We start from the raw sequence: 17320 nt of genomic DNA, 5'->3' as shown, positions 1-17320 counted from the left end.
CCCATTTATGAAGTTTTTTATAATGTCTATTTTGGCGAATCGCCGTCAAATATGGTTGCTCAAATCAATTTATGATGGCTTGGGTTCAATAGTAAATGGAGGACTTCCAATCCATACTACATTCGCCTCATAACTAACTCTAAAATCTTAGAATTTATGAAATGTAAGATTAGCTATTTGCTTTTCTTTCTTGGTGTATTTGTCACGTTTTTGACGCATGCCCAAGAGAGAACTATTTCCGGTAAAGTTGAGGATAATACCGGACCATTACCAGGTGTGAATGTTATAATCAAAGGCACTGCTATTGGTGTACAAACAGATTTTAATGGAGTTTACACTTTAAGTGCGGATACTGGAGATGTTCTCCAGTTTAGCTATTTGGGGATGGCGACCCAAGAGGTTGTTGTTGGCCCCTCCGACCAAATCAATATAACGATGCAAGAATCCAGTAATGAATTGGAGGAAGTGGTAGTTACCGCACAAGGAATCAAGAGGGAACAACGCTCTTTGGGATATTCCGTTAGTAAGATTAAGAATGAGGAAATCGAAGATAATCCAGATGGAGATTTGGGCCGAGTATTAAGAGGTAAAGCAGCAGGGATAAACATTACGGCCACCAATGGGATTTCTGGATCGGGCACCAATATCATCATAAGGGGATATAGTTCGTTGACCGGGAGCAATCAGCCCTTGTTTATTGTAAACGGTGTTCCTTTTGATGGTGGTTCAAACCAACAGAATACGTTTTTTGATAACCAAACTGAATCAAGTAGGTTTTTGGATATTGACCCCAATAGTATTGAGTCGGTCAATGTTTTAAAAGGATTGAGTGCATCTGTACTATATGGTGAACGAGGTAGGAACGGTGTAATTTTGATAACTACCAAGGGGGGCAGCAGAATGAATGCCAATAAAAAGCTGGAGGTTTCCCTGTCTCAGTCCTATTTCTTTTCAGAGGCTATTTTGCCAAAATATCAAAACGAGTATGGTGGCGGATTCCACCAAAATTTCGGATACTTTTTTAGTAATCACGGGGCGGCATTTGACCCAAATGTGTTGAGTAATCAAATTTTAGAAACTTCCAATGGTCTCTTTATTGGAAGGGGAGCCGATGGTACAGCTTTGTTAATGAGCCCTTTGACTCAATTGAACGATCAAACCTTGATTGCTGGGTATGAGGATTTGGCAAATTCCCCATATCCCTACAAACCATACAACAGTGTTGATGATTTCTTCAGAACTGGAGGCGTGGCAACAACCTCAGTGAACATTAGGGGAGGAGGAGAAAAAGGAAGTTTTAATCTTAACTATGGACATTTAAACGATAAGGGTTTTACTCCTGGCAATGGTTTGATTAGAAATACTTTTGGTGTTGGCGGTAATGCTACTTTGAGCAATGGTTTTACGGTAAATGGCTCCCTGAATTTCACAAAAAGTGATTATAGCACCCCACCGGTTGCAGCTTCTACGGGTAGCGGTGTGGTAAGTAGCGGTAGTTCCGTTTTTGGAGATGTTTTGTATACACCCAGAAGTGTTGACCTGTATGGTCTGCCATTTCAGGCTTCCGACGGGCGCAGTGTTTATTATAGATCAAGTAACGATATACAAAATCCAAGATGGACAGTTGCAAATTCCAAGACCACTCAAGTAACGGATAGGGTCTTCGGAAATATTGGATTGAACTATCAATTAAATGATTGGTTGGGGATTGCTTATAGATTGGGTATTGACACCTATACGGAGTTTAATACCTATGGCCAGAACAAAGGTGGTGTTGATGGGGACAGGACCGGTATATATCGTACAATTTTTGCCAAAAACACCATTTGGGACCACAACTTTACTTTTAGCGCCGATAAAGATTTGACCGAAGACCTAAATTTAAAAGTTGTTTTAGGAGGGAATATGCGTCGCGACCTTTATAATCAAGAAGGTGTGGAGAGTACAGGACAGCTAGCTTTTGGAGTTTTACAGCATTATAATTTTATAAACCACTCTACCGTAGGTAGCTTTTTTAGCGGAACAAATCTTGGATCTATTTCCGAGGTGAATACCTTGGGGGCATATTCCGATGTCACTTTAGGGTATAAGGATTTCCTCTATCTGAATGGAGCTGTCCGTAATGATTGGAGTTCAACATTGGAAAAAGAAAACCAATCAATTTTTTATCCAGGAGGAAGTCTGTCCTTTATACCTACATCTGCTTTTGAAAGCATTACTTCAAATGGTGGTCTTAACTATTTGAAATTGCGCTTGGGCTATGGGACCTCTGCAGGTTTTCCATTGGCCTATGGTACACGAAACACTTTGGCCTTAACTTCTAGACTCCTTGTGGACAATTCAGGGAATGTACTTTCCGGAAATGGGGTGAATGATCGTCTGGGCAACCCTAACCTTAAGCCTGAAACAGTTTCAGAGTTCGAGCTAGGGATGGATAGTAAATTCTTTAACAACAGGTTAGGTCTTAATGTTAGTGTATATAAGAGAAAGTCGAAAGATTTAATAACCGATCAAAACTTAGATCCGTCATCCGGCTATACCGTAACCAGGATCAATGCGGGGGAGTTGGAATCCCAGGGTATTGAAATTGACTTGGATGTTAATGTGCTACGAGATTCAGAGGGGTTGAATTGGAATGTATCTGGAAACTTTTTTGCGGATGAAAGTACTGTAACAAAACTTCCGGAAGGAGTGACCAGAATACCATTAACAGGTAGAATCGGAGGCACAGTTGCCAATTATGCGGTAGAGGGGCAACCCTATGGCGTATTAATGGGAAATGCTGTACTGCGCACGAATGGGGAGCGGACAGTAAATAGTTCAGGTGATTATATTCTAAATACAGGATTGAATGATATTGTAGGTGATCCCAATCCGGATTTCACTACTTCATTGAACAACCTGATCACTTATAGAGGCTTTTCCTTTAATATGAACTGGCAGTACCGTCATGGAGGTGATATTTTTTCACAGACAACGGGATCATTGGTCGGCAGAGGTGTTGTAGATGCCGATAGGCCTTTGAATCGCGAAAGGTCCTATGTGTTGCCGGGAGTGAAGCAAGATGGTACAGTAAATGACATTCAGACAACCACAACAAGAATATACTTCAACAACTTAGGTTTTGGAGCAGATGAGTTCTTGGTTTATGATGGTACTACCCTAAGGTTGAACGAAGTTAGCTTCGGATATGCGTTTCCCAAAAAATTTCTTGAAAAAACACCTTTTGGAACCCTGTCATTCACTGTTTCAGGATCCAATATGTGGTATAAGGCTTTCAATTTTCCAGATAATGTAAGATTCGATACGAACAACCTGAGTACGGGTGTGGGTAATGGTCAGGGAATTGATTTTATATCAGGGCCTAGCTCGCGTAGATATGGGTTGACTGTAAAAGCGACCTTTTAACCTTGTCTAAATTTTAAACAAAATATTATGAACAAAAAATATATAAATAACTATCTCAAGGGGTTACTGGTCATATTAACTGTGGTCCTTGGATCTTGCGAAAGTACGGAACTGGAGATTTTAAACGACCCCAATGCATTGAACGCAGATCAATCAGATATTGATTTCTTCATGAATAGTATTCAGTATGATGTATCAAGGTTGGTCCAAGGAGACCCATTGACCCCATTTGGGCTATCTGAAGCTGGGATGGAGATTACCAGAATTACTCATATGTTCGGACCGGATTATAGATCGGCATATGGCGGAACAGCGTTTGATCCACAATGGCGGGCGGTATATTCATCTGCATTGCCGGACATTAGAACGATGATACCTCTTGCAGAAGAACAGGGGTTGTACATGCACGTAGGAATGGCCAAGGTTTTAGAGGCCTATATGATGATGGACATGGTAGATTTTTTTGGCGATGTTCCCTATTCCGAAGCTACTCAAGGTGTTGAGTTCCCAAATCCGAATGTGGATTCAGGAGCCGATATTTATGTCGCTTTGGAAAGTCTTTTAAACGAGGCCATAATGGAATTTGGTAAGACCGAGACCTCAAAGCCTACCAATGATATCTATTATGGTGGGGATAAATCCAAATGGATAAAATTGGCCAATACACTTAAACTGAAAATGTATGTTCAAAGTAGATTGGTAGATAGTTCCGTAAAGGCCAAAATAGATGCTTTGATTGCTCAGGGTGATATTATTTCTTCTGCTGATGAGGATTTTGTTTTTCAATATTCCGCAACAGATTCGAACCCGGACAGCAGACATCCTGAATTTTCCGCGAATTTTGATGCTGGTACAGGAGAATATATGTCCACTTCTTATATGTACGACCTTGTGAAAAGGAAAAATGTAGAAGATCCTAGATGGAGGTATTACATATATAGACAGTCCGCAACAAATACCACAGATGTCAACGAGCAAAGCTGTATTACCCAGAACAGGCCCATACATTATGTGCCCAGTGATATTTGGTGCAATTTTTCGGATGAAGGATTTTGGGGCAGGGTACACGGAGATGGTGATGGTATTCCCCCGGATAACGGAAAAAGAACAACTTATGGACTTTATCCTGTTGGTGGTTTGTTCGATAACGATTCCTTCATTTCCATTACCGGAAGAAATATAAGTACCAAAGGTTCGGGAATATTGCCTTTGATGTTGTCATCCTATGTGGATTTTATGCTAGCTGAATCAGCTTTGACCATGGGTACATCGGGAAATGCCAGAACCTATCTGGAAAGCGGTATCAGAAAGTCCATTAGTAAGGTAATGAACTTTAGCCCAGAAAATGTTGATGAAGCTTTTGTGCCATCAACTGCGGCAATTGACAACTATGTTGATATAGTTCTTTCCATGTATGATGGAGCGTCCTCAGACGATGAAAGATTGGATGTGATTGTCAAGGAATACTTTTTGGCTTTGTTCGGAAATGGTATTGAGGCCTACAATACTTATAGGAGAACCGGTAAACCCTCCAACTTACAATCCACTAAGATTTCTGCCCCCGGCGATTTTATACGGTCATTTTTCTATCCACAAACTTTTGTGAGTCAGAATTCCAACGTGGGTCAAAAGGTAGACCAAAGTGTACAAGTATTTTGGGACAACAACCCAGCAGGATTCATAAAATAATATTTAAAGTAATAGCAAATGAAAAATATATTGAAGATACTTTCCTTATGTGCTACTGTGTTCGTTTTGATCGCATCATGTAAGGAAGACGATAAATTGATTTTTGAGTCCATAACCGATATCGCCACACCGGCAGGAGGATTAAGGACAATAAACATTATTTCGCCAACCATTAATTTGAGTGATATTTCCAATTCGAGTTATGAAGTAGAGGTAGAGGAATGGGATGATCAGGATGGTGCATTATTGGAGTCTGTTGATGTATTTGTACAGTTTTTTGACAATACCCCCAATAACGGTGATAGCTCCGAAGGTGAATTGTTATTGAAGACAATACCTGCTTCGGATTTCTCCAATGGACCAGCTAACCTGCCAAGGACAACTATTAAAGTTGAGGGTCAGGAAGCTGTGGATCTTTTTGGTCTCGATGTTGCCACCGAAATCGACGGAGGTGATATTTTCAGTATCCGTTTATCATTGAATCTGACAAATGGAACTGTATATACCTCTACCAATCTAGAGGGTAATATTACCGGGGTTTTCTTTAATTCACCTTTTTTGTACCCAGCCAATGTGGTTTGCGAATATGATGCCTCCATTTTTACGGGGCAATACCAATTGGATTTTGTTTCGGGTACATTCTCCGCCTTTGGAGGATCGGATGCATACGGCAGTGGACCGGTGACAATTACTGCCAATTCGGGTACACAACGGGTTATACAGAATGCCACCTATCTACCAAGTTTAGGCCCTTTTGGAGTTCCCATTACTTTCGACCTTATTTGTGGTCGAATGATTGTTCCCTTGCAAAATGTTGTAGGTGTTGCTTGTGTCAATAATATTCAAATGCAAACAGGAACCAACGCGGCTACATTTGATCCTGAAGATGATAGTGAGTTCTTCCTTATTTTTAATGACGAGGTAACCAGTGATTGTGGTGTTCCTCCTTATGAAGTTGTATTGAAATTTACCAAACTATAATGTTGGTGTTTCGTTATAATATTATTTTCAAAACTATTTTTTAGTCAATCTAGAGCCAGATGTCTTGTACATTCTGGCTCTTTGATTTTATATGCAGGTAATATTCAATTGAAGATTTCCCGAGAATGCGATTGGTCAAATAGATAATTGGCCGACCTAATAAAATAGAACATATGAAAAATTTGATTTTAACCTTATTGTTAACGATTACATGTGGTTCGAATGCACAGGAACCTAACTCCCATAAGGAGGATATAGAAAAGGATATTTATGGAATTAGGGTGGATGCCCCGAAAGGAGTTAAACAATATGCCTTTCGTATTGGGGAGTGGGAAACTATTTCCAAAACATTAAAAACCAGATACGAATGGATTACCGAAATAGGGAGGTTTCGGGTATATGTTGCCGATAATGGGCTCACATTCATTGAAGAAATACTGGATGCAGAAGGAAAAGTAAGATATAAAACTACGTATGACTATATCCAATCAAGCGATAGTTGGGAGAACATCTACAAAAATGTGGAGACCGGGGAAATTGTGAAATTTTCTTCCAAACTGGTTGATGGTTCAATGGTGGAAACTATTAAAAGAACAGACAATGAAAACAATAACACATATACGATCATCAGTGACAATGTTGTACTTTATACTGCAAATCGTATATATAAGAATGGGTTTTCACTTATTACCCATGTAGGCATAGCAACAAAAATTACAACCAAACAAAAAAATATTGAATAATCGTTAGAATGGAATAATATGAAAAAGCTATGGTTTGATGCATTTGCCTTATTGTTTTTTGTACTTGGAACTTTTGGAAATATCTGGGTCGAGGAGAAACGAAATGGCTATAGTATTGTATATACCTCAATGGACAGCGTAAACATCAAGGATTACGATGATTACTTCAAAAAGGGGATTGGTGAGGTTGTCAATTTTTTTAATACACCGTACAAAAATAACTTTAGTATTTACATACATCCAAATCGTAAATCGCTAGATAGTACTTGGCAAAAGGATTGGGGCCTGCCGGATTTTAAATCACAATGTTGGATGGTAGCAAGTGGTATTTCTGAAAAATTGGACATTATATCACCTAAGACTTGGGATAGCCTTTCTTGTGAACATCATTATGCCGATACAATTGGAACTTACCAGTTGATCAAACACGAGCTTGTACATGTATTCCATGGACAAAGAAACAAAAGTCCTGATTTTAGTACTACCAATGGTATTGATTGGTTGGTCGAAGGTTTGGCAACTTATGCCTCTGGACAATGCGATAGTACAAGAATCAGTGAAGTAAAAAAAGTAATATCAAGTAAGGAATATCCACAAAATCTCAATGAATTTTGGAAGGGAAATTCAAAATACGGCCTTTCAGGAACTATGGTGATGTACATCGATGATGAATTCGGTAGGACAAAACTTTTGAGTTTGTTACGATACAACCATCTAATGGATGTACTAAATGAACTAGAAATCACGGAAGAGGAGTTGATTGGTAATTGGAAATATTTTGTGGAACAACTTAATGTTGAATTGAAAACTGTTGCAGATAGTATATCCGGTTTAATGTCAAAACACCATTACAATCCTGAAGAGCTTGCCTCTGAAGCATATATTGAACTGGAAGGAAAGGTTCAAGAACTTGCTAAAAAGCCACAAACCAAGCAGGAGTTTGTCGATGGTTACAACAAGCTTTGGACAGAAGGTCCTTTTTCGCATGTGAGACTGGCAAAAATGGAACAGCCTGCGGAGGAAATTGCCAATTATATTGATTCATTGAGAGTCGGCGACCAAAGTGTTTCCTTGGAATGGATAAACAAAACCGCAATGCTTACGGTAAATACGATGATGGGCGTGGATACACAAGAACACGTATTTGAAGCCTACCGACAGATTGCTGAAAAAAGGACGGATACCCTGATTATAGACCTTCGAAACAATGAGGGCGGTACATTTGCAGGAATTCCTTTAATTGGACATTTGGTAAAAGATACAACTGATATTGGAATGTTTGTTTCCCAAAAATGGTGGAGAAACAATACAAACGAGCCCACGATTGATGATATCAAAAACTTACAACCTTGGAAAGGTTGGTCTATTAAGACATTCTGGAAAGATGTACAGGACAATCCGCTTACCCGTGTTCAGATTGTACCCATGTACCCGCACTTTGAGGGACCTGTTTATGTCCTGATAGGAAACAAAACGGCAAGTGCAGCCGAGTTAACGACCGATGCATTGGCACAATTGGAGAATACTACGACTATAGGTCAGACCACGGCGGGGAAAATGCTTTCCCAAAAAATGTTCGATTTGCCCTATGATCTTCAATTGTCGCTCCCTATAGCGGATTATTTTTCAACACGAATCGGAAGAATTGAAGGCAAGGGCGTAAATCCCAATATAACAATAGATCAAAGTGCCGCTAAAGAACTTTCCTTAGCTTTGATAAAAGGCGAGAAATTGGAAGATGCCTTGGCAAAGGTTCAAGAAAAGTTGTCCAATAAGGAAAAATAACCATTCGAAGGCGCGAGAAGCATGCTTGAGCAAAGACCATAAATTTCCCAAGATCTATCATGAAAATGTATGAGGTGAAGAAATTGCTATTGGAGTGTAACAATGAGCATGTTATAAACAAAATGTTTGCAAACCTTAGAGAATCTGGTTCCCCTCAATATAAATTAATGCCATTTGATAAAAGAAAGTATATTTATGAACGACTGGCTATTGGGGAGCCGTATACCTAAACTATAACTAATTGCAAAGTATAGTACAAATATTAAGTGTTTTGGGGCTTGCGAATAGTTTTGTTCTGGTAATCTATGCTTTAAAGACAAAAAAGGGCAGTAAAATTGGTAATTTCTTTTTTGCAATTCTCATAGTATCAATAACACTTCGAGTTTCACATTCGGTTATTGTAACATTTTATTCAGATTTAAATGACTTTTATCTTATTGCTGGATTAGTAGGTTTTCTATCTATTGGCCCTTCTTACTTTTATTTTATAGAATCGATCATTGATAAAAAATTTAATAGAAAAAAGGTCAACCTTGCTCATTTTTCCCCAGCATTTATTGTACTATTTTCTTTTCCTATAATTAATGTTTTTAGAGAAAATGAAATTTTGTGGCAAATATTTAATAGAACAGTTTTGTTGCAGTACATCATTTACTTGACTTTCTCTTCAAGAAAAATAATTTTCTCCCCAATATTGGATTCAAGTTTAAGAAGACAATTAAAATTCATAGGTATTTTATTGCTAAGCATATGGTTGGTATATCTTATAAATGATGTGTCCGGCATACCTTATATATCTGGCGCAATACTTTATAGCATACTGGTATATTTTTCACTGATAGTTGTATTTAATAAAGGATATATAGTTGACTATTCTAGGGTTAAATATGAAAAAAGTGGACTAAGTAAATCCGAGGAAAATAGAATTCTCAATGAATTAAATACCACTTTGATTGAAAAGAAATTGTTCACAAACAACACTCTTTCTTTGTCGGCCTTGGCAAACAAAATCAATACCAATAATCATGCTTTGTCCGAGGTTATTAATAAAACTAAAAAAAGAACCTTTTATGAACTCATTAGAGAACTTCGAATTGAGGAAGCAAAGAAAATTATGAAGGAAGATAAAATTATTGGCATATCCGATGTTGCTTATAAAGTCGGGTATAATTCAATATCTTCATTCAACAAAGCATTTAAAATGGAAACAGGAGGATTAACACCTTCAAAATATAGAGATGAAGTCAAAATATGAACGCCAATTTATAGTTCTTTTAGTTACAATTTTGATTTATGGAATCATAATCTACAATAGGGTCTATAATTGGAATTTTGAGCTAGACTATATTTATTTTAAATATTTACCATATACGATCATCTGCATTTTATCTGTGATTTTGATCGATGGGAATATTTTAAAAAACAATGTAAAATTTTACAATTCGGGTAAAGGCGATTCCCTATATGATATTATTGTATCTTTTTTAATACTTGCTATTTACTATGAAATAGTGATAATTTATTTTTACCTGTTCGATTTTGTCTTTGAAATCAAATCTGACTATTCTGCGGTTTACTCAATGTTTAGGGATATGGTTTCCGAACCAACAAAATCAATTTTCTATCTTGGCCCTTATATTTTGATTACCCAAGGGTTTATTTCATTAATGTCTATTTTTTATCTACAAAATTTTTGGTCCGTATCGGACAAAAGAAGAAACCATTGGATGGTTTTATTTTCTTTTGCTGTGTTTTCATCTTTCCTAAATATATATTATGGATATAAAGGGGTCTTGTTATACTTTTTGATACACACTATTGCTTTTATTGCTTACTATAAGTACAGAAGAATCCTTCCTATTCTGATTTATTACACTCTGGCCGAATATTTGGACATTTTTGGTGCAATAGATTACTTGTCCCATCATTGATTTTATAGACATTAATAAAGGAGTTTTTGGACAAAGTTTCTGTTTGGGTCTTTAAAAGATGTATCGACCACGGCCATAAAAAGTTCTATTGGTACATGTCCCCCTATAAGGTGCTCATGATTTTTTAACACCTCCCCCTAATTTTGAAAGTAGAAAAGCAAGGTGTTATGATCAATCCGGTAAGACAATTATTTTTTGGGATTTGTTGTTTAATTTTCTTTTCCAGTGCCTATGCCCAGGAGTTAACTACCGAGCAATGGTTGGAAGATTTGGATTATGTCGTTTCGAATTTAAAGAAACATCATCCAAATTTATATTATAGGGTTTCAGAAGATACTTTTGGGAAGGCAATTGACGACGCTAAAGATGATGTTGAAAATTCCAAGACCGATTTGGAGGCTTTTATGTCCTTAAAGAAACTTGTGGCCTTTGTGCAAGATGGTCATACACAATTATGGGATAATGGTTTTTTAGGGATAAGCAATTTACGCTTTCCTTTAAGGGTCGATCAATTTAGCGATGGCATTTTTATTACTGTAATTGAAAAGGAGTATAAAAACTATCTCGGGTCGGAAGTTATCGCAATAAATAAGATGCCTATTAAAGATGTTTTAAGGTTAACAGCTTTAAAAACTAATATGGATACTGAATTTGGTCGTATTAGACCATCTTTTCAAGACATAACGTTTCCAAAAACTTTACTTGGGCTGGGTATAATTGATGATGAGAAACAGATGACTCTCACTATTAAAAATAAAAAAGAAGAAATTGAGAATTTGGTAATCCACGCCAAAGAAGACAGTAGTCCGGTTTTATGGTCAAACAGATTAAATCAAGCCCCTGCTTTTGGTGACTACGTAAGCATTGAAGATTTACTTGGGGATGATGGATTACCACTCCACTTAAAGAAACAAGGAGATAATGTTGAGTTTTTTTGGTTTGAAAAGATCAAAGGGTCCAACACCGTTTATTTTCAATACAATCAAGTATATGAACAAAGAAACCATTTTGAATCTTGGAACCAATTTAGCGATAGATTTTGGGAGTATGTGGATTCCAATCACATCGATAAAATCATCATTGATATAAGGTACAATGACGGTGGAAATGCTAGAATGGCAATTCCGTTTGTAAACCAGATAATTAAGAGGGATATATTTAGAAGAGGGGACAATTTATTTCTGTTAGTAGGTAACAGAACGTATAGTGCTTCGGTAATTTTTATGACAGAGCTAGAAGCGCATACCGATGCAATATTTGTAGGTTCTCCTCCAGCCAGCCCCTTCAATTTTTTTAGTGATATGGTCAGGGTGGGTAACTTGCCCAATAGTGGTGCCGGTTTAGGTATAGCCTCTCGACAGGTGGATAATTCTTGGCATCCGCAAACAGAATATTTTTCTCCGGATATAGCTGCGACAATATCCAGTGAGGAATATTTCTCTGGTAAAGATCCTGTACTGGAAGCAGCATTGGCCAATAAAATTGTTCCGGTTCCAAAATATGCCATAAAACATGGGGCCAACAAAGCATTTGAATATTATAAACAGCTTAAAGCAAATTATGGGCATTTGGATTGGTGGTTGCAAATAAAATCAGCTTTTTTAGAGAGATCTATAAATAGTTATGGCTATCGCATGATGAATCAGGGTAAACAAAAAGAAGCATTTGAATTGTTTTATTTGAATACAATGCTGTTCCAGGATTCTTCAAATGTTTGGGACAGTTTTGGTGAATGGCATTTAATGAACAAAAAAAATGATTTAGCTAAAAAGTATTACAAACAAAGCATCAAGCTAAATCCAAAGAATCTAAATGCAATTGAGATGTTGAGTAAAATTTCTTCTCAAAATTGAGCAAGTAGCTTTAAATTGAGTCATTAATCATCAATAAGGTAAATATTATGAAAAACCCATTGGAAACATTTCAAAAAGAGTGCCCAGAATTACAAAAAGCTTATGCTGGGGTAATCGATGCCTTAATCCAATCCAAAGGAATCGATGCAAAAACAAAACAACTCATCTATATTGCGATGAAGGTTGTTACCGATGATATGAATGCGGTCAGATATCACGTTCCAATGGCCAAAGCAGCTGGAGCAACACGGGATGAGATAAAAGATGCAATTGCCTTGACCGTAACTGTTAATGGGTTAAAGGGCGTTAGTACTTTTTTGCCTCAAGCTTTGGAAATATTTGATAATTGAAAGCCAGAAAATATGCATTCTCTGGCCTTTTTTGTTTTCACCTGAAATCAAGGGTGACGACGTTTTATTTTTGTCGGGGGTATTTCATTAACATGTATTCCCTGATTCGATTTTTAGTGCTCTACAATCCGCTTCCTATTTAAGAAAACATTGTTTTGCTTGTTAGCAGCGGCATTTTCAATATAATCACCAATGGCATGGTGTATAGGGTTCCAACCCAACAACTCCCTTTGTGGTAGATCTATTGCGCGCTCACTTCCCAGGTCTCCAGTCGTTTCGATAACATATTTGGCGCCAATGGTTGGAGCAAAAAGATAGAACAACCCTTCGTGATAATAAAATCGCAGGCCGTAAAATACCGGAACATACGGAACTGGATCCATATTATTGATGTTTCGATAGATTTTACTCAAGTTGGAAGGTGGGGAGCTGTTCAAATGTAAATTGAAATGTTTGGTCAATCCCCAGTCCCCAATTTTGGGTTCTCCAAAAGTGTAAACATTGGCAAAAGTTTCCAACTCAGAATAAACAAAAGCGGTTAAAATGGCCTGTGCTGCTCCTAGGCTATGTCCTGTCAGGTATATTTTTTGATTGTTCTTTTGATGGTTCGACACTATTTTTTCCAACTTGGAACCCATATCGAGTACACTTTGGTAAAATCCTTGGTGTACCAATAGATCTTGATTGTTTTGAAAAGGGACCAGGGCAATATCAAAGTCACTCAACCAATTTTTCATGTTCTGGGTCCCTCGGAATACTACGATAAGAAATATATCGTTGGAAACAACCATAAAGCGGTTACTATCTATATCCTCGATGGTCAGTTTCAGTTTTAGGGAAGGTGTTTTTTTGTTCCATTTATTTACTTGCAGGCTGATTTCTTCCTCGGTATCATAAACCAACCCACAGAGTTGGGCCATTAAATAATTGTTCATGGGGTCATAATGGTCCGTAGCTTTAAAATCAAAGGTTTTGGTATAATCCCCATCATATTTGAATATATGCTGAAGCTCTATTTTGGATGCTGCTTTCATGATTTCTAATTGTTTAAAAAAAGGGCCCCATATAGTTTTTACCCAACAAGGCCCGATGCAAGTATTAATATTATAAAATGGCAGATACGAATGGTACCGCAACTTTGGCAATACTTCCGATTATACCAAGGATTCCCTCTTCTCCATTGGAATCGTCGGCAACTGTGTTCGAGCTGCTTGTAACTTCCTTATAAATGGAAAGGCCTGTTTCGGCCAATACGGGAATAGCTTTTGCCACTCCTTTTAGCAAACTGCCCCAGTTGATTTCAGGAGCTAGTTCAAACCCCATTGCTTTTATTTCTGCATCTGTAAAGGGTTCGCCCATACCTACAGTGCCTGGGCCAACGATAATAGGAAGTACATTAAAGTTGCCTTCCCCATCATGTAATAATTTCACATCACCGTTGATTTCGGTATCTTCGGACGATTCCTGAACATGGAGTCCCATTTGCATTGGCCTATTTGGGATTGGCACAAAACTGAAACGTCTGGTATACGATGTCTCATTATTGCTCAAAGTTTTGGCAATCATACTTTCTACGTTACCCTTTTTGTTCATTGGGGTTACAAAACCAACATTTCCAGGCTTTAGATTGTTGGATACTACAGCTCCAGCAAGTACTTTTCCCTTAGGTTTTTTTCCTGCATGATATGCCACCAAACTTTTTTCGGTCGCATAAAATTGCTGTGGAATGGCATTGGTATGTGCCAATACCTCTGCGGTTGTCTGAATTTTTTTACCTAGTTCACTCATGATTCAATGTTTTAAGTGTTATACAAAATTTTAGTTTTTGCAATCGGATTTTTCAGAGAAACGGTTGTCATTTATAGGAGGCCCCAAAGTCTATTTGCAACGCCGTAAAGCTGATACATCATTTTGCAGTCCATCAAATATGTCCAGTATGTTTTTAGAATAAAAAACATATGAGTGGACGGTACTTAAATCTTAGTGGAGCTATCTGAAAATTGAGTGAATGGTTTGCCGGAATGTTTGATTTGTTACCTTTTCGAGCGGTGTATATAATTTGTAGTGTTCTTGATACGTGCCAAAATTTCGGGTTTTCCATCTCTTTGACATGGCATTGGGCGCTCCCTTTATCAAAAAGACAATGAGTCAAAAAAAATCAGTAAATTCAATTGGATTTGTAAGATGAATCCTTTGCACAATCATAACCAACTTTAAAAATTGAACCTATGAACATTTCCATTCAACTTATCGACAACGATAATCCAACCAATCCAACATCGTATCCCTTTCCCATAGATGTGGAAGCATTACAGGAGGCCGTACAATACACTGCTATTGGGCCTGGAACCATGACAGAACCTATTGCAATAGATGATTTTATAACCTCTGTCAAGAACAAGCTGCCCCAAATAGGGTTCAATACTACTGTAAAGGCAAGTTTTGAGTTGTTGGAGGGTGAGGAAGGATCAAATGCAACTCCAATGGTTTGTTGCAAAGTTCAAAATATAGGTAAAACAAATCCCGATTTTATGGATTGGGAAAAGGTCTTTGACTGTGATGGCCAATATGTTCGGAAAGCTCCCGATGGTACACTGTACGTTACCCCACAGGATATATCTGGTTTTCAATCCTATTGTGAGATAAAAACTTTAAAACAATCAGGGAACTCACCAAAATCTGTTTACATCCTATATAGCATTTTATTCAAACTTATCATCGACGATGCTGAAGGGAACCATATGACCTGTTATTGCGAGTTTGATCCCTTGGCCAAGATCAGCTCAAATGTATAGAGGTAGGTTTCGTGGGGGCATTTGTTTTTTGTTTTTTTTCTTATCCGTTCATAGTTTTTGCTTTTCACAGCAAAAGAATCCGGACAGCTTGATCCATATATTGAGGACTCAAGACCTTACGAAAAAGGAAAGGTCCAAGTTGTTGAGTTTGGCATCCCACTACCATAGGAACATTGATTCTGCCCTCCATATGGCTAAACAGTCGCTCCAATTGGCACAAAACATCGAGGAACCCTTATTACAAGCAGAAGCTTTGGAAGAAATCAGTCATTTGGAACGAAGGCTTGGAAATAACACCAAATCGTTCAAGGCATCTTTCGAGGCATTGGAAATATATGAATCCATGGAACTTCCTGAGCGACAGGCGGCATCCTTTACCCAGTTGGCAAGTAATTATATAAGTGATGGGGATTATACACCGGGTATCAATTACCTAACGAAGGCCATGGAAATATACGCTACCTCGGATAAGGCAACAAATTATGCATTAACCGTTCTAAACCTTGGGGAGGCATACCGTATGAATGGTCAATTGGACAGTGCTTTATTCTATTTTGAAGAGGCCTTGGAATTGAATGAAACTTTGGATAATGACGTTTTATTGGGATATTCCAAAGGTAACCTTGGAATGGTCCAATCGGCCCAACACAAAATTGAGCTGGCACAGCATAATCTGACCGAAGCCGTTGATGTATTGAAAAAGCTTGGAGACTCTTACTCTACCTCAGTATATCTTGCCGAATTGGGAAAGGTGCATGAAGTAAATCAGGAGCACAGACTTGCAGAGGAATTTTTTTTGGAGGCTCTTAAAATTGCGCAAAAAGAGGGGTTTAAAGAGCAAATAAGGGATATTGGCATCTTACTGTCGAAGTTTTATGAAGACCAGTCCCAATATCGAAAAGCCTTGCAGTATGAACGGATGTACTCCATATATCAAGATAGTTTGGTGAACAAAAAAAAAATCCAAGATATAGAAGGCATAAAAGCAAGTTATGAAATTGATAAAAGGGAGTCTGAAATCGTATTGCTGAATAAAATCAATGAGACCCAGAAATATGTACTGTACTTAGTGATGTTGGGATTTGTGTCATTGTTAATATTTGCTTACATACTCCGTAGAGGCAATAAACGGATTAAGAAAGCCAATGCCGTTCTTGCCGAGCAACGAGATCTTATCGCCAAAAAAGAACGGGAGAAAGCTTTATTGCTGAGGGAACTCAATCATCGTATCAAGAACAATCTTCAAATGATTTCAAGTTTATTGAGCCTCCAAGGTCATCAGCTTGAGGGCCATCCTGCACAAGAAGCCCTCCTGGAAGGAAAATCACGGGTGGAGGCACTTTCATTAGTACATAGAAAACTCTATCAAGATGGGGTAGATACCCGTATTAAGGTCAAGGAATATGTGGAGGAACTGATATTTGGACTTTTTCATGGATATGGGGCTACTTTTAAACCCCGTTTGGATATAACTGATATTAGTATCACTATAGATAGAGCCATTCCATTGGCCTTGATTATCAATGAAATTATTATAAATGCTCTCAAATATGCATATGTCAATATTGATAAACCTACCATGATGGTAGTTCTTAAAAGAACCCGTGGGGATATGGTAAATATACAAGTGGTCGATAATGGTATTGGATATGCACCTAAATGTGTAAATGAAAACTCTTTTGGTATTAGACTTATACATTCATTGGTGGAACAGCTTGAAGGGAGCTTAAGTATTAAAGCCGAAAAAGGGACATGTTGGAGCATAACAATGAGATTGTTATAACC

General features: G+C 37.8%; 12 protein-coding genes. 10 read left to right on the top strand and 2 right to left on the bottom strand.

Annotated elements, in window-relative coordinates:
- The first annotated feature begins 156 nt into the window (after positions 1–156).
- The 8 genes from ACQQ5U_RS14635 to ACQQ5U_RS14600 all read left to right on the top strand — a co-directional run bounded on the left by ACQQ5U_RS14635 (position 157) and on the right by ACQQ5U_RS14600 (position 12740).
- A complete protein-coding gene (locus ACQQ5U_RS14635; RefSeq protein WP_437398624.1) occupies positions 157–3408 on the top strand; it encodes a SusC/RagA family TonB-linked outer membrane protein in 3252 nt (1083 codons plus the stop codon).
- A 27-nt stretch (positions 3409–3435) separates the two neighbouring features.
- The gene (locus ACQQ5U_RS14630; protein WP_437398623.1) at positions 3436–5097 is read left to right on the top strand and encodes a SusD/RagB family nutrient-binding outer membrane lipoprotein; all 1662 of its coding nucleotides are present in this window, start codon (positions 3436–3438) and stop codon (positions 5095–5097) included.
- A gap of 18 nt (positions 5098–5115) precedes the next feature.
- On the top strand, positions 5116–6078 hold the full coding sequence (locus ACQQ5U_RS14625) for a hypothetical protein (RefSeq protein ID WP_437398622.1): 963 nt from the start codon (positions 5116–5118) through the stop codon (positions 6076–6078).
- A gap of 173 nt (positions 6079–6251) precedes the next feature.
- Positions 6252–6821, top strand: coding sequence for a hypothetical protein (locus tag ACQQ5U_RS14620; protein WP_437398621.1), 570 nt, complete (start codon positions 6252–6254; stop codon positions 6819–6821).
- Between the two features lie 18 nt (positions 6822–6839).
- Positions 6840–8606 (top strand): S41 family peptidase, encoded by a 1767-nt coding sequence (locus ACQQ5U_RS14615; protein WP_437398620.1) that lies wholly within the window; start codon positions 6840–6842, stop codon positions 8604–8606.
- Between the two features lie 241 nt (positions 8607–8847).
- A complete protein-coding gene (locus tag ACQQ5U_RS14610) occupies positions 8848–9861 on the top strand; it encodes a helix-turn-helix domain-containing protein (RefSeq protein WP_437398618.1) in 1014 nt (337 codons plus the stop codon).
- Positions 9862–10959: 1098 nt separating this feature from the next.
- A complete protein-coding gene (locus ACQQ5U_RS14605; RefSeq protein WP_437398617.1) occupies positions 10960–12390 on the top strand; it encodes a hypothetical protein in 1431 nt (476 codons plus the stop codon).
- Positions 12391–12437: 47 nt separating this feature from the next.
- Positions 12438–12740, top strand: coding sequence for a carboxymuconolactone decarboxylase family protein (locus tag ACQQ5U_RS14600; RefSeq protein WP_437398614.1), 303 nt, complete (start codon positions 12438–12440; stop codon positions 12738–12740).
- 113 nt (positions 12741–12853) lie between these two features.
- On the opposite strand, the gene ACQQ5U_RS14595 is transcribed toward ACQQ5U_RS14600, so the two are convergent.
- Positions 12854–13774 (bottom strand): lipase family protein, encoded by a 921-nt coding sequence (locus ACQQ5U_RS14595; protein ID WP_437398612.1) that lies wholly within the window; start codon positions 13772–13774, stop codon positions 12854–12856.
- Positions 13775–13844: 70 nt separating this feature from the next.
- The gene (locus tag ACQQ5U_RS14590) at positions 13845–14528 is read right to left on the bottom strand and encodes a hypothetical protein (protein ID WP_437398610.1); all 684 of its coding nucleotides are present in this window, start codon (positions 14526–14528) and stop codon (positions 13845–13847) included.
- A 440-nt stretch (positions 14529–14968) separates the two neighbouring features.
- Between ACQQ5U_RS14590 and ACQQ5U_RS14585 the strand changes: the two genes are divergently transcribed.
- Together ACQQ5U_RS14585 and ACQQ5U_RS14580 are read left to right on the top strand one after the other, a co-directional pair.
- The gene (locus ACQQ5U_RS14585) at positions 14969–15535 is read left to right on the top strand and encodes a hypothetical protein (RefSeq protein ID WP_437398609.1); all 567 of its coding nucleotides are present in this window, start codon (positions 14969–14971) and stop codon (positions 15533–15535) included.
- A gap of 88 nt (positions 15536–15623) precedes the next feature.
- Positions 15624–17318, top strand: coding sequence for a sensor histidine kinase (locus ACQQ5U_RS14580; RefSeq protein ID WP_437398608.1), 1695 nt, complete (start codon positions 15624–15626; stop codon positions 17316–17318).
- Positions 17319–17320: the final 2 nt, after the last annotated feature.

The organism is Flagellimonas lutimaris (assembly GCF_051494225.1).
Classification (GTDB): domain Bacteria; phylum Bacteroidota; class Bacteroidia; order Flavobacteriales; family Flavobacteriaceae; genus Flagellimonas; species Flagellimonas lutimaris_A.
Note: the sequence above shows the minus strand (reverse complement) of the source record. Positions and strands in the feature narration are given on the sequence as shown.